Here is a 13,254-nt window from a genome sequence, read left to right as displayed (position 1 = left end):
CCCAAGGCGTGTATTCGTTGCGCCTGTGATACAGTCTCCGACTTCACCTGTCACCGCTGTTCTCGCAACAAAACTATGAGCGGCGGAGAACCGTAACAAAAAATCCATCCATGCCACCGCGATCTGCCCAAAAATCAGGCCGCGTCCGCAAACCTTCTGGCCCGATCCAGTCGGTTTCTACACCGTCAATTGTCAAGGCATCCAAATCAACACGCAAATCAGGGTGACGCACCAATGCATCTCTGATCTGTTCTTCACCTTCGTCAATCAGCAACGAACAGGTACAATAAACCAAGCGGCCCTCGGGTTTCAAAAGCTGCAATGCGCGGTCGATCATATGTTCTTGTAGTTCGAACAATCCGGGAAAATCAGAGCCATCTTTGGAATACGGCAAATCAGGGTGACGGCGAATCGTGCCCGTCGCAGTGCATGGCGCATCCAACAAAATCGCATCGAAAGGCTCGGCCTCATATTCTAGCGCATCCATCACGACAGGAATCGCAGGCAGATACATACGCTTGAGGTTTTCGACCACACGTTTCATCCGGCTGGCGGAAATATCCAATGCGGTCACCTCAGCACCCGCCGCAGAAATTTGCATCGTTTTACCACCGGGGGCGGCACACATGTCTAAAATTCGTTCACCTTTTTGAGGGGCTAAGATACGCGCAGGTAAAGCTGCGGCGGCATCTTGCACCCACCAATCGCCATCCTCAAATCCGCTCAGTTTAGTGACTTGCGCCCCATCTGGCACCCGAACACTGCCGGTTGGTAAAACCTCTGCATTCAGGGCGGCAGCAACATCTGCAGCTGCACCTTTAGCGGTCACATCAAGCGGAGCACCTTTGGCATGGGCCGCTTCAATCGCAGCCACGACCTCTTTGCCGTAGTCTGCCAATAGCGGCTTGCGCAACCATTTTGGCAGCATCGGCGCAGGCAAGGCGTCCCATTTGGCACTCTCATCTGACACTTTGCGCAACACTGCGTTCACCAAACCCTTAAAGTGACTGGCTTTCGGGCGTTCTTGCATGATCGACACATAGGAATTCACAACCCCATGCGACGCTTCACTCAACTCGCAAATCTCAAAGACCCCCAGCCGCAGCGCGTTCATCACATGTGGCGCGGGGCGTTTGGTCAAATGTGGCCCTAGCATGCGGTCACAACGATCCAAAACGCGCAAAGCTTCAGTCACCAAACGCTGGGCACGCGCACGTTCGCTTGGCACCAAACGTTCGGTTTTTGATGGCAAAACTTCTGACAGCAACCGTTTTTCAATGGTCACAGCATCTAAAAGTGCGAGGGCGGCGCGGCGCGCATCAAGGCCCGCATCTTTGGTTGAACTTGTTTTCATGGCTTTGCCTCGTATATCAGTCTTGTGAACCGAACAAGGATTTCCCGATGACTGACGATACATCCCAAAACCCCGTGCCCGACCTGCCACCAGCCGCACAGCGCGCACTGGCAGAAGCAGATGTGCGCCGCGCAAAACGCGATGCAGAACTCAAAGCGATGCCTTTGGAACTGGGCGGGCGCGATGGACCAGAACCTGTACGTTACGGCGATTACGAGAAAAAAGGCATCGCTGTCGATTTTTGATCCCAACGGATCACGCACCGCATGGCGTGGATTTATAGCCCCAAGACGTCCATCATATCGTATTCACCGGGCTTTTGCGTCTGTCCCCAAAGTGCGGCTTTCAAAGCCCCTTTGGCAAACAGCGAGCGATCAGAAGCAACATGGCGCAAAATGATTCGTTCGCCGTCGCCCAAAAACATAACATCATGCTCGCCAACCACATCACCGCCACGAATGGCAGAAAATCCGATATCGCCACGCGTACGGGCTCCGGTAATCCCATCACGGCCAGACTCTGACACGTCCGCCAAAATGACACCGCGCCCTTCGGCAGCAGCTTCGCCCAACATCAAAGCCGTGCCAGAAGGCGCATCAACTTTGCGATTATGATGTGCTTCGACAACTTCAATATCAAAATCGTCATCTAAGGCCTGAGCAACCATTTTCGTGATCTTAGTCAAAAGGTTGACGCCAAGCGACATGTTGCCCGCCCGCACAATCGTGCAGTGATGCGCGGCAGCCCCAAGCTTGGAAATATCGTCATCTGTCATGCCCGTGGTGCCAATCACATGCACGCAATGTGCCTGTGCGGCCAAAGCCGAAAAGGCGACCGTGGCGGCAGGTGCGGTGAAATCAATCACGGCTTGGGCGCGTGAAAAGGCTTCAAGCGCATCATCGGTTACAATCACACCATTGGTCAAACCGCCCATGGCTTCGCCCACATCACGGCCAACCCAGTCATGACCCGTGCGCTCAATCGCGCCGACAAGCTTACATTTATCAGACCCCAAAACAGTATTGATCAACATCTGGCCCATGCGGCCGGATGCTCCTGTAATAACGATGCCGGGAAGATCGGTCATTTTGGGGCTCCTAATCCTATAATTTACGACGTGGTTTAACCCTATGAACACAGTTTGGCAAAGCCTCGCTTGCAACAATGCGCAATCACGACTATTTCGCGTCTATGGCTAGACGTACAAATTCAAGCGGACAATCAGGTTCGCACCGCACCCTTCGCGTTGGCGAAGCAATCCGCCGCCGCTTGTCGGAGATGTTCGCACGTGGTGAAATTCATGATCCCGCGATCACAGCGCTGTCGATCACAGTCGGCGAGGTCCGCGTGACCAACGACATGCGCATCGCAACGGTCTACATCATGCCACTTGGTGGTGATGGCGCGGCTGAAGCGCTTGAGGCGATGCGTCGCCGTCAGGGATTGATTCGACACCACGTCGGCAAAGCTCTGTCCATCAAGCATATTCCAGAGCTGCGCTTTGAACTTGATGACACGTTTGACCGCATGGATGCGACACGAGAGTTGTTCAAAGACGAGCGCATTCAACGTGATCTTGCAAAAGAAGACACGCCTGATACAGGCGAAGAAGAATAATGGCTCGGGTCAAAAAGGGTCGTGCTATTCACGGCTGGCTCATCGTTGACAAACCCGCGGGCATGACATCGACAGCGGTCGTCAACAAAGTGAAATGGGCAATGAATGCGCAAAAAGCGGGCCACGCTGGCACGCTTGATCCTGAAGCGACAGGTCTGTTGGCTATTGCCTTGGGTGAGGCCACCAAAACCGTCCCCTACATCACCGATGCTTTGAAATGCTACCGCTTCTCTGTGCGCCTAGGCCAAGCGACCAACACGGACGACACCGAAGGCGAAGTGATCACGACCAGTGATCTGCGCCCGACAGACGCCGAAATAGAGGCCGCGTTGCCACAATTCGTTGGCGACATTATGCAGGTGCCGCCAAAGTTTTCTGCGGTTAAAATCGACGGACAGCGCGCCTATAAATTGGCCCGCGATGACGAAGATTTCGAAATCGCAGCCCGCCCGCTTTATGTTGACGAAATGCTGATGATCGAACGCACAGACGTGGATCACGTGTTGCTTGAAATGACGTGCGGCAAAGGCGGCTATGTCCGGTCAATAGCCCGTGACTTGGGCGAATTCCTTGGCTGCTACGGCCATGTCGAATGGTTGCGTCGTGAATGGTCTGGTCCATGGGAAACCGATGACGGCGTCACCATTGATGTGATCAACGAGCTTGCCAAAACAGAAGCACTTGATGAGTATTTACTACCGGTGTCTGAAGGACTTGGCGGCCTTGAAGAATTGCGCGCAACACCCGAAGGTGCCGCGAAGCTTAAAGTCGGCAACGCTGGCATGGTTTACAATGGCGCAGCAGAATACGGCGATGAAGTTTGGGTGTCCTTTGAAGGGCAACCTGTTGCGGTTGGTATCTATAAATCAGGCGAAGTTCATCCAACCCGAGTTTTCAATCTGTAACGGTCTTGGCGAGCCACAAATAGGTGAAACGTCATGATCACCCGCACACACACCAAAGGCGACGCCCCCTCAACCGCAGTCTATTCGGATTGCGAAAAATACCGCTATGCGTTGACGCGCATTTGGGAGCCTGCGGGGACCAAAGCGCTGTTTGTAATGCTCAATCCATCCACCGCCACAGAAGTTCAAAATGACCCCACAGTGGAACGCTGTGAACGTCGCGCACGGACGCTTGGCTTTGGATCATTCTGCGTGACCAACATTTTTGCGTGGCGCGATACTGATCCCCGTAAAATGCGGGCGGCGACTGATCCTATTGGACCAGAGAATGACACGATAATTCTGGATTTTTCAAACTGGGCCGATACGATCATCTGCGCTTGGGGCACGCACGGTGCACATATGGAGCGCGGCACGCAGGTCGAACACCTGCTGCGCCAAACCCAAAAACCACTATACCACCTTGGCCTGTCCAAAGCTGGGCACCCCAAACATCCACTTTACATCGCTTACAGCGAACAGCCACAGCTATGGGTAGGTTAGCGTTTCTCTAAGCGCGAAAATCGACGACAACATCATTTTCAGCCACATTTGGGACACCGTAAATCACGGCTATGACGTCACCATTGATGGAAATTTGAGACGAAATACCATCTTCCGTTTGAGACACTTCAAGATCGAACTCATTCGATATTTCCGCCTCGTGCGGCAGGCTCACGCGCAAGATATCTTCGGCAGTGTCAAAATCTGTAATTTGAGCAAAGGCGTCGTCGACGATGCCATCAGCGTATAGCCAAAATGTGTCTTGCCCACTTCCGCCTTCAACCGTGTCTTGGGCATCAAGGATGAGCACATCATCCCCAGCACCACCAGACAGGGTGTCTGCGCCAAGTCCGCCAATAAGAATTTCATTAGCGTCACCACCCGCGAGCGTATCATTTCCAACGCCACCATCAATAAGATACTCAGACCCTATGTCATCGCCACCGAAAATCGTATCTGCGCCCGCGCCACCTGAGATGATTGCAGTGCCTTCGCCAGCATAAATCGTGTCATCGCCATGGCCCGCATGGACAATCGCAGCATCATCGCCCAGCGCAATCGCGTCATCATCATCACTGCCAGTCACTTGATGTAACGTATGATCTGTTTCAATCAAAAATATATCACCTGAAGAAACGATGCTGGCATCGAACCCGCTCTGAATCGGCTCATCATTCAAAACCAACGTTCCGCCGCCAGCGGCCAAGACGTGTTCTACAACTTGACCATCTTCATCTTCGGCTGATGTATTCGGTGTCAGCGCGCCCTCAGCGGAGTCGTGTCGTCCAGAGGCTGCGCCGGGCGTATCAGGATCATCAGGCAAGGTTGCATATTCACCATTACCATCATCGATGTTCGGCTCTGCAGGGATATCAGGGTCATTTGAAATGGTCGCGCTAAAATCGCCAAGACTTTCAAGATTATAGAGTGTTTCAACGCCTGTTTCTTGTGATGTTATGCCAATGGAAATATTTTGTGCTGGGATCTCATCCAAACCGACAAAATGTAACGTGGTTTCCGTGTCCCCGTCTGAATAAGAGAGGCTCATACCGAAAGAATCACCTACATCATTTTGCAGTGTTTCAACGATAAAATCACCATTACCATCGTCCGTCAGATGTAAGGTGATCTCATTTTCGCCCGCGATGAAGTTTTCAAACGTCGTCTCTGACCCGTCCGCGACAGCGTGATAGGGGGTGGACGAAACCATGTCATCCTCTGCATCATCACCTAAATCACCGCTCTCGTTTAGGGCACTATCACCTGCAGTGAACACACCTGTGGAGAAGGTATTTAAGCTTGGCAAAAGATCACCGTTCACATCATCAGTGGCAGCGGTTACGTCAGTGGTCGCATCAGTATTTGATGACTCGTCAGAATCTGGTGACACGCTATCGTCATAGACGAACGCCGCTGGTAGAATTCCCAAAAGTGCCAATGCCCAAAGCATGACTCACCTCATACAACTTGCTTCGAAGCAAGCCTTAGCACGAAAGCCTTAAAGTTTCGAAGAGTATTCTCAAAAATACTGATATAAATATCTGTTAATAAAGGTTAATTTTTAATGATACGCGACGCGAAGCACACTCGAAAGCACTGGAAACGATTATGAGCGACACCATGAAAGACCTCTCACACGACCTTGAAACTCTCAGTGGGGAGGTGGCGCGGCTGAATGCACATCGATTTATCCGGATACACGACTCCACTTGGCGATTGATGTGGTTCAACTTTTTACGTGGTTTGGCGTTTGGATTTGGATCCGTAGCCGGCGCGACGATTGTGGTTTCAATCGTGGGCTTTTTCTTGAACCAGATCGAGGTGATCCCGATCATCGGCGACTGGGCCAAACAGATCGCTGCTGAGATCATGAATGAAATCCCCGGCAACTGACACAAAGCCCGACAACGCAAATCTCTTTCCTTTTGCACAGAATCCGCCTATACGCGCTCATCCGCTTGGCAACAGGCAGATATTCATGGGCCTTGCTGGACGACATCCCGGCCTGCGCCGTCTTCGTACCCTAACCTATAAGGAGACCACGATGTCGATTACTGCAGAAGAAAAAGCACGCGTTATCAAAGAGTTCGGAACTAAAGAAGGTGACACTGGTTCACCCGAAGTTCAAGTTGCAATTCTTTCCTCACGCATCGCGACTCTTACAGAGCACTTCAAAACACACAAAAAAGACAACCACGGTCGCCGTGGCCTTTTGATGATGGTTGCGCAGCGCCGTAAGCTTCTCGATTACGTCAAAGCCAAAGACGTTGCACGTTACCAATCGCTCATCGAGCGTCTTGGCCTGCGTCGCTAAACGCCTGCGCTTCGGCGCGGATTAGGTTAGAAAAACGCGTCCTTCGGGGCGCGTTTTTTTGTGCCTTTATCTCGTCTTAAAACCTGAAAATTCAGCGTAAAAAACCGCGTATGATACCTGTCAGGACTCTGTCGGGTATAGGTATGCGCTTTGTCGGCTATGTGTATGGCATCCACCTGACACACTGCCGATGCGTGTTGTTTCACATCCGCCACGTCCCAAAACCAGCACTGTCGCGTTAACGGGTGCGATCCGCTTTTTGGATCACCTTTGCAACGCGCTGTCCGATAAGGTTTGATGCTTTGATCGACGGGTGAATCATATCAACACCATGCATTGATCGGTCTCCCGTGGCGACCATATCGGCCACAGAGACAAAAAACACGCCCTTGTCCTTGGCGGCCATGATCGCAAGACGGGCTTCAAATGCGTTTCCATAGGGCAAACAGGCATCAATAATCGAATCAACCCCAGGACTGCGCAGATAGCCGATATAGATCACGCGCGCGCCAGTCTTGCGAATGGTCGAGATCAATTTGGGAATTTCACCTGATTGCCCAGACGGATCAACCATTCGCGTCATACGCTTATTGCAGTAACTACAGCCACACCCCAAAAACAGATCATTCCCACCACCAGTCAGAATGACCCATTCAGGTGACGTTTGGCTGAGAGCACTGGCGTATTGCGCTGCAATCTTAAATCCAAGCGCCCCAGAAATAGGCAAGGCGTGAATGATTTTAGCGCCCCCCACCGCGCGATTGATCACAGGTTCACCAAGTGCGCGCCCCACGGTATCGGCAATGGATCTGCCACTCACGGCATGCCACGCCATCAATGAATCGCCAATCGCAAGGATTTTCGGCTTTCCTGCCTCATCCGCCAGCACAGCGCTGGGCAGAGAAAGTGCCGCAAAACACAGGCAAAGACTGAGTAAAATAGTGCGCATGTGTTTTGGCCTTTGATCTTTTAAAAGGGGCGCGATTTTGCACCGCGTGTTACCTAGTATTTCGCAGGTTAGGACCAAGATCAAAACAAATCGTTTATGCGCAAGCATGCGCCAACTGCACCAAACGCGCCGATCCAACCCAGCGGTTGCCCACAATCAAGCAAGCTTGTGCTTGTGTAAGGTGCCATCACACAGATGGCTTCCCAAACACACGTAATTCGTGTATGGGCGGTCTATCTGAGACGTAGCGCGATGATCCCCGCGCTGTGAAGAAATGATAAAGGGGTCGGCGGCAATGGGGCCGCCATGCAAAACGGGAGACCCGACAGGGGTCGGGAGTGCTCCCAATTAGGATGCTAATTCATGTTCAATGAAGTTAAAAAATCAATCCAGTGGGGCGAAGAAACGCTGACACTGGAAACAGGTAAAGTTGCGCGTCAAGCCGACGGTTCAGTTATCGCCACTTTGGGCGAAACATCTGTCATGGCCAACGTGACCTTTGCCCGTAAGCAAAAGCCAGGTCAGGACTTTTTCCCACTGACTGTGCACTACCAAGAAAAATACTACGCGGCTGGTAAAGTTCCAGGTGGATTTTTCAAACGCGAAGCCCGTCCAACTGAAAAAGAGACATTGACTGCGCGTCTGATTGACCGCCCAATTCGTCCTTTGTTTGTACCAGGCTTTAAAAACGAAGTTTTGGTTATGTGTACAGTTTTGTCACACGATCTTGTCAACGACCCTGACGTTGTTGCGATGATCGCTGCCTCTGCGGCTTTGACTATTTCTGGCGCGCCTTTCCGTGGTCCTATCGCCTGTGCGCGTGTTGGATACGAGGATGGTGAATACATCTTGAACCCAACTGTCGACGACATGCAGGACCTGCGCAACAACCCTGATCAACGTCTTGATCTGGTTGTGGCTGGTACCAAAGATGCCGTGATGATGGTTGAATCTGAAGCATACGAGCTGAACGAAGAAGAGATGCTTGGCGCTGTGAACTTTGCCCACGAGCAAATCCAGCCTGTCATCGACTTGATCGTTGAGTTGGCCGAATCTTGTGCAAAAGAGCCATTCGAATTTGACGCGCCTGATTACTCTGAGTTGTCTGCAGCTGTTGCTGCGGCTGGCGCGGACGCGATGAAAGCGGCTTACACAATCACAGACAAACAAGAACGCGTTGCGGCTGTGTCTGCTGCCAAAGAAGCTATCATGGCGACTTTGACAGAAGAGCAGCGTGAAGATGCGAACCTTGGGTCTGCGTTGAAAGGCCTTGAGTCTTCTGTTTTGCGCGGTGTGGTTGTTAAAGAAAGCAAACGCATCGACGGTCGCGCATTGGACGAAATTCGCCCAATCGTGTCAGAGACTGGCATTTTGCCACGTACGCACGGGTCTGCATTGTTCACACGCGGTGAAACGCAAGGTTTGGTTGTGACCACATTGGGCACAGGCGACGACGAGCAATTCATCGACGCGTTGCACGGCAACTTCAAATCCAACTTCTTGCTGCACTACAACTTCCCTCCCTATTCAGTAGGTGAAGTTGGTCGTGTGTCTGGCCCAGGTCGTCGTGAAATTGGTCACGGTAAACTGGCATGGCGTGCGCTTCAGGCTGTTTTGCCTGCTGCGACTGATTTCCCATACACAGTACGTGTTGTGTCTGAGATCACTGAATCCAACGGTTCGTCATCAATGGCGTCTGTTTGTGGTGGCTCTTTGTCCATGATGGATGCGGGCGTTCCGCTTAAATCCGCTGTGGCTGGTGTTGCTATGGGTCTGATCATGGAAGACGATGGCGAGTACGCTATTTTGTCTGACATCTTGGGTGACGAAGATCACTTGGGCGACATGGACTTTAAAGTGGCTGGTACTGAAAACGGTATCACGTCATTGCAAATGGACATCAAGATTGCGGGTATTACACCAGCGATCATGCAAAAAGCCTTGGCACAAGCCAAAGCGGGTCGTTTGCACATCTTGGGCGAAATGAACAAAGCTTTGTCTGGCGCGTCTGCGTTTTCTGAGCACGCTCCTAAGATTGAGACCATGCAGATCCCAACGGACAAAATCCGTGAAGTGATCGGTTCCGGTGGTAAAGTGATCCGTGAAATCGTTGAATTGTCTGGCGCAAAAGTCGACATCAACGACGAAGGCATCATCAAGATCGCGTCTTCCGATGCTGAAGCGATCAAAAAAGCCTACGACATGATCCATTCAATCGTTGCAGAGCCTGAAGAAAACAAAATCTACAAAGGTAAAGTTGTCAAAGTCGTCGACTTTGGTGCCTTTGTGAACTTCTTCGGCAAACGTGATGGTCTTGTGCACGTGTCACAAATCGAAAACCGTCGCTTGAACCACCCATCTGACGTTCTCAAAGAAGGCCAAGAAGTTTTCGTTAAACTCTTGGGCTTTGACGATCGCGGCAAAGTGCGTTTGGCCATGAAAATGGTTGATCAAACAACTGGCGAAGAGATCGCAGAAGAAAAAACTTCAGACGCATAAGCTCTGATTTCGCTTTAAAGTTTGGGCCTCGATGGAAACATCGGGGCCTTTTCCATTTTTAGGTCTGCTTGTGTTAATTCGGTAGGACGAGTACCTCTATTACAAAGCAACATGCATTTTATGAGTTTTCCTATGTCGCAATTCACGCCCTCAGATGTCACCATTATAACCGTTAGCTACAACAGCAGCGGCATTTTGAAACAAATGCTGGCCACTGTGCCGGTGGGTTGTAACGTCATCATCGTGGACAACGCCAGCAAAGACAAAGACGCCCTGCGCCCCTTGGCTGCGCACCATGGTGCTCAGTTGGTTGAACTGCCCGAAAACATCGGCTTTGGACCAGCCTGCAACGCAGGTGCGCAAGCGGCAAAAACGGAATTTATCTTTTTCCTAAACCCTGACGCGCAGCTCAAAGATGGGGCCATTGATGCATTATTGGCCGCCGTGACGCGTCACCCCAACGGGGCCGCTTTTTCCCCAAAAATCATGAACGCGAATGGGTCTGCCTTTTTCAAACAGCGCTCTGTTTTATTACCGAAATCACAGTGGCTACCCAAAGGTTGGCCGACAGGCGAAGTGCAACTGCCCGTTCTAGCAGGATCAGCGATCTTTTTACGTCGTGCTGATTTTACGCCGTTTGACCCCAATATTTTCATGTACCACGAGGACGATGACTGGTCGATTAACCACACCAAAACCACCGGCCCGTTGATCTTTGTTCCAGATGCAAAGGTCTTGCATGATGCGGGCCATTCATCGGGGCGATCACCGCAGATTGCCAACTTTAAAGCCTATCACCTTGGGCGTTCACGCGTTTATGCGATGAGAAAACATGGAGTGCCTTTCGCGGCAACAAGGTCGATACTGGCAGCGGGTTTGGGCCTCATATCGCCACTGGTCCTTTTGTCAAAACGCAAACGCGCGAAAGCGATTGGGTTTTGGCGTGGCGTCACCTCTGCTATGTCCAATCAACACCCTAAGCTGGCGAAAGTCGGGACATAATTAGGGCGTATAGTTAAGCAGATCATCGGCTTTCCCTATTATATTTATCACACCTTCATCACAACATGGCGGTATGATCACGTGACCTCGAAAAGGCTAAAATTCATTCAAGTGCTACTGTGCGTGGTCGCAAGGTTGCTATTTATTTGATCTTTCCACTATGGGTCTTATGCCTTGTCGATGGGCCCAAAGCTATTGAACTCAAAAGTGTTTGTCCCGTTTTGGAAAAGCTGATCTTAACTGTTGTTGCCCGCTATGGTGCAGCCTATGTGGCACCGCGATTGATGATCGAACTGTTTGGTTTTCAATTTCTAAAGAAGGCGCCTGTAAAAGCGAACAAGCAAAACTCTGACACCTCAAAGCAGGTCGCAGAAACGATTTCTGGGCCTTTGGGCGAGGCGATCAATCGTGAAGTTGATGCCATACGTACGGCAAAACATTACAACTAAAACGCGGCAGGCTTTGTTAAAAGCCCGCCGCAATTTCCCGTTTAGATGTTCATGTGTTGAAGTGGTGTCTCAACATTGATTGACCCCCAAATACACACATGAACAGCGTGCTTATTTAGGGTCTTTGGCCATCCGCAGGTATGGCAGTTTAATGTCCAGCTTGCCGTATTTGGCTTCTGCAGCCGCGTTATCGAGCGATAGGGCCACAACAACGTCTTGGCCTGTTTGCCAGTTTGCAGGTGTTGCAAGCGGTGCGCCGAATGTTTTTTGCAGCGCATCCAAAGCCCGCAGAATCTCAGCAAAGTTACGGCCAACAGACATTGGGTATGTCATGGTCAGTTGCACTTTTTTATCGGGCGAGATGATGAATACGGAGCGCACTGTGGCGCTGTGTGCTGGCGTGCGCCCGTCTGGCATATAGGCATCTGCAGGCAGCATATCGAAGGCTTTGGACACGGCCAAATCGCTATCAGCGATGATAGGGAAACCCGCGGTCGTGCCAGCGAAAGATTCGATATCTTTTTTCCAACCTTTGTGTTCTTCAACGCCGTCAACGGACACGCCGATCACTTTGGTGCCACGTGCGGCCCATTCATCGCTAAGCTGTGCAACTGCGCCAAATTCTGTGGTGCACACAGGCGTAAAGTCTTTGGGATGAGAGAATAAAATCGCCCAAGAATCGCCGATCCAATCGTGAAACGTAATTTCGCCTTGGTCGGTTTGAGCCGTGAAATTAGGAACTGTATCGTTGATGCGCAGACCCATTGAAGCCTCCTTTAAAAGTGTGTCTCTATGTTTATAAACATAAGCAATCGCGGGATCATTGTAAGCGGTTCACACAAGAAAAAGACAACGTTCTGAACTATCGAACAGATCTAGAACGGGCATTTCGCGGTAAAACTGACACCTGCGCCACCATCGGGGTGACGAAATTTTAGGTTTTCTGAATGTAGCATCAAACGTGGTGCATCCCGCGCCTCGCCTGTGGCATACAAAGGATCGCCAATAATCGGATGCCCCAAGAACAACATATGAACCCGCAACTGATGTGACCGACCTGTGTGCGGATACAACCGTACCCGCGTGCCTGTTTCATCATAACGCAGCACCCGCCAATCGGTTTGAGCCGCGCGTCCTGTTTCATGACAGATTTTTTGCAAAGGACGGTTTTCCCAATCCACGATAATGGGCTGATCAACGGTGCCAGTTCTCTCTTCGAGACGCCCCCAAATACGGGCGACATATGTCTTTTTGGTCCGGCGTTTTTCAAACTGTTGACCAATGTGTTTTTGCGCATGCGGCGTGAGGGCAAAAACCATCACTCCACTGGTGTCACGATCAAGCCGGTGAATCAGCAAAGCCTCTGGAAAGGCCCCCAAAATACGCGCCATCAGGCAGTCAGACATATGCGCGCCTTTTCCAGGCACAGACAAAAGCCCCGAGGGCTTGTTCACAATCAAAATCTGGTGGTCTGCATGCAGCACGTCCAGCGGGACTTGGGGGGGATTATATGTATCGCTCATGCGCAGCCGATAGCATATTCCCCCGCGCTTGGCCAACATCTGTTCATTCGGCTGAGCCCCCATTTTTCCTTTAAATTTCTAACTAAATATCAGGTCTAG

General features: G+C 51.2%; 15 protein-coding genes. 9 read left to right on the top strand and 6 right to left on the bottom strand.

What is annotated here, in order from left to right:
* Positions 1 to 73: 73 nt before the first annotated feature.
* Positions 74 to 1,354, bottom strand: a complete 1,281-nt coding sequence (locus BM025_RS14800) for an RsmB/NOP family class I SAM-dependent RNA methyltransferase (RefSeq protein ID WP_085850301.1) — start codon at positions 1,352 to 1,354, stop codon at positions 74 to 76.
* 47 nt (positions 1,355 to 1,401) lie between these two features.
* Here BM025_RS14800 and BM025_RS14795 point away from each other — a divergent pair, with 47 nt between their 5' ends.
* Positions 1,402 to 1,599 carry a DUF1674 domain-containing protein gene (locus BM025_RS14795; protein WP_085850300.1) on the top strand — a complete coding sequence of 66 codons (198 nt, stop codon included), beginning with the start codon at positions 1,402 to 1,404 and terminating at the stop codon, positions 1,597 to 1,599.
* 32 nt (positions 1,600 to 1,631) lie between these two features.
* Here the strand turns inward: BM025_RS14795 and dapB are convergent, their stop codons facing one another.
* Complete coding sequence (gene dapB, locus BM025_RS14790) at positions 1,632 to 2,441, bottom strand: 4-hydroxy-tetrahydrodipicolinate reductase (protein WP_085850299.1); 810 nt, start codon at positions 2,439 to 2,441, stop codon at positions 1,632 to 1,634.
* Positions 2,442 to 2,545: 104 nt separating this feature from the next.
* Between dapB and rbfA the strand changes: the two genes are divergently transcribed.
* Genes rbfA through BM025_RS14775 form a run of 3 tightly spaced genes read left to right on the top strand, consistent with a single transcriptional unit; the run spans position 2,546 to position 4,419 of the window.
* Positions 2,546 to 2,971, top strand: a complete 426-nt coding sequence (gene rbfA / locus BM025_RS14785; protein WP_085850330.1) for a 30S ribosome-binding factor RbfA — start codon at positions 2,546 to 2,548, stop codon at positions 2,969 to 2,971.
* Entirely contained in the window at positions 2,971 to 3,876 is a 906-nt protein-coding gene (truB, locus tag BM025_RS14780; protein ID WP_085850298.1) for a tRNA pseudouridine(55) synthase TruB, read from the top strand. The genes rbfA and truB overlap by 1 nt, the downstream gene beginning before the upstream one ends.
* Positions 3,877 to 3,909: 33 nt before the next feature.
* A complete protein-coding gene (locus BM025_RS14775; RefSeq protein ID WP_085850297.1) occupies positions 3,910 to 4,419 on the top strand; it encodes a DUF1643 domain-containing protein in 510 nt (169 codons plus the stop codon).
* Between the two features lie 7 nt (positions 4,420 to 4,426).
* On the opposite strand, the gene BM025_RS14770 is transcribed toward BM025_RS14775, so the two are convergent.
* Entirely contained in the window at positions 4,427 to 5,869 is a 1,443-nt protein-coding gene (locus BM025_RS14770) for a calcium-binding protein (protein WP_090875405.1), read from the bottom strand.
* A gap of 158 nt (positions 5,870 to 6,027) precedes the next feature.
* Between BM025_RS14770 and BM025_RS14765 the strand changes: the two genes are divergently transcribed.
* Positions 6,028 to 6,312 (top strand): DUF5665 domain-containing protein, encoded by a 285-nt coding sequence (locus BM025_RS14765; protein WP_085850296.1) that lies wholly within the window; start codon positions 6,028 to 6,030, stop codon positions 6,310 to 6,312.
* 151 nt (positions 6,313 to 6,463) lie between these two features.
* On the top strand, positions 6,464 to 6,733 hold the full coding sequence (rpsO, locus tag BM025_RS14760; protein ID WP_085850295.1) for a 30S ribosomal protein S15: 270 nt from the start codon (positions 6,464 to 6,466) through the stop codon (positions 6,731 to 6,733).
* 238 nt (positions 6,734 to 6,971) lie between these two features.
* On the opposite strand, the gene BM025_RS14755 is transcribed toward rpsO, so the two are convergent.
* Positions 6,972 to 7,682: an SGNH/GDSL hydrolase family protein gene (locus tag BM025_RS14755; protein ID WP_085850294.1), complete on the bottom strand. Its 711-nt coding sequence runs from the start codon at positions 7,680 to 7,682 to the stop codon at positions 6,972 to 6,974.
* A gap of 363 nt (positions 7,683 to 8,045) precedes the next feature.
* Here BM025_RS14755 and pnp point away from each other — a divergent pair, with 363 nt between their 5' ends.
* The 3 genes from pnp (at position 8,046) to BM025_RS14740 (ending at position 11,632) form a co-directional block, all read left to right on the top strand.
* Complete coding sequence (gene pnp / locus BM025_RS14750) at positions 8,046 to 10,181, top strand: polyribonucleotide nucleotidyltransferase (RefSeq protein ID WP_085850293.1); 2,136 nt, start codon at positions 8,046 to 8,048, stop codon at positions 10,179 to 10,181.
* A 132-nt stretch (positions 10,182 to 10,313) separates the two neighbouring features.
* Positions 10,314 to 11,183, top strand: a complete 870-nt coding sequence (locus BM025_RS14745; protein WP_085850292.1) for a glycosyltransferase family 2 protein — start codon at positions 10,314 to 10,316, stop codon at positions 11,181 to 11,183.
* 146 nt (positions 11,184 to 11,329) lie between these two features.
* Positions 11,330 to 11,632, top strand: coding sequence for a hypothetical protein (locus BM025_RS14740; protein WP_139204584.1), 303 nt, complete (start codon positions 11,330 to 11,332; stop codon positions 11,630 to 11,632).
* Between the two features lie 111 nt (positions 11,633 to 11,743).
* On the opposite strand, the gene BM025_RS14735 is transcribed toward BM025_RS14740, so the two are convergent.
* Both BM025_RS14735 and BM025_RS14730 read right to left on the bottom strand, forming a co-directional pair.
* Entirely contained in the window at positions 11,744 to 12,397 is a 654-nt protein-coding gene (locus BM025_RS14735; protein ID WP_085850290.1) for a peroxiredoxin, read from the bottom strand.
* Positions 12,398 to 12,507: 110 nt separating this feature from the next.
* Entirely contained in the window at positions 12,508 to 13,155 is a 648-nt protein-coding gene (locus tag BM025_RS14730) for an RluA family pseudouridine synthase (RefSeq protein WP_085850328.1), read from the bottom strand.
* Between the last annotated feature and the right edge of the window lie 99 nt (positions 13,156 to 13,254).

The sequence above is a fragment of the Pacificibacter marinus genome (assembly GCF_900109555.1).
GTDB lineage: Bacteria > Pseudomonadota > Alphaproteobacteria > Rhodobacterales > Rhodobacteraceae > Celeribacter > Celeribacter marinus_C.
This window is presented reverse-complemented; position numbering and strand designations above follow the sequence as displayed.

What these genes read in the sequence shown, in the direction of transcription:
- BM025_RS14745 (WP_085850292.1), top strand. Translation starts at nt 10,314, where the DNA reads ATGTCGCAATTCACGCCCTCAGATGTCACCATTATAACCGTTAGCTAC.
- BM025_RS14735 (WP_085850290.1), bottom strand. Translation starts at nt 12,397, where the DNA reads ATGGGTCTGCGCATCAACGATACAGTTCCTAATTTCACGGCTCAAACC.
- rpsO (WP_085850295.1), top strand. Translation starts at nt 6,464, where the DNA reads ATGTCGATTACTGCAGAAGAAAAAGCACGCGTTATCAAAGAGTTCGGA.
- dapB (WP_085850299.1), bottom strand. Translation starts at nt 2,441, where the DNA reads ATGACCGATCTTCCCGGCATCGTTATTACAGGAGCATCCGGCCGCATG.
- BM025_RS14770 (WP_090875405.1), bottom strand. Translation starts at nt 5,869, where the DNA reads ATGCTTTGGGCATTGGCACTTTTGGGAATTCTACCAGCGGCGTTCGTC.
- pnp (WP_085850293.1), top strand. Translation starts at nt 8,046, where the DNA reads ATGTTCAATGAAGTTAAAAAATCAATCCAGTGGGGCGAAGAAACGCTG.
- BM025_RS14765 (WP_085850296.1), top strand. Translation starts at nt 6,028, where the DNA reads ATGAGCGACACCATGAAAGACCTCTCACACGACCTTGAAACTCTCAGT.
- BM025_RS14755 (WP_085850294.1), bottom strand. Translation starts at nt 7,682, where the DNA reads ATGCGCACTATTTTACTCAGTCTTTGCCTGTGTTTTGCGGCACTTTCT.
- BM025_RS14795 (WP_085850300.1), top strand. Translation starts at nt 1,402, where the DNA reads ATGACTGACGATACATCCCAAAACCCCGTGCCCGACCTGCCACCAGCC.
- BM025_RS14730 (WP_085850328.1), bottom strand. Translation starts at nt 13,155, where the DNA reads ATGAGCGATACATATAATCCCCCCCAAGTCCCGCTGGACGTGCTGCAT.
- truB (WP_085850298.1), top strand. Translation starts at nt 2,971, where the DNA reads ATGGCTCGGGTCAAAAAGGGTCGTGCTATTCACGGCTGGCTCATCGTT.
- BM025_RS14775 (WP_085850297.1), top strand. Translation starts at nt 3,910, where the DNA reads ATGATCACCCGCACACACACCAAAGGCGACGCCCCCTCAACCGCAGTC.
- rbfA (WP_085850330.1), top strand. Translation starts at nt 2,546, where the DNA reads ATGGCTAGACGTACAAATTCAAGCGGACAATCAGGTTCGCACCGCACC.
- BM025_RS14800 (WP_085850301.1), bottom strand. Translation starts at nt 1,354, where the DNA reads ATGAAAACAAGTTCAACCAAAGATGCGGGCCTTGATGCGCGCCGCGCC.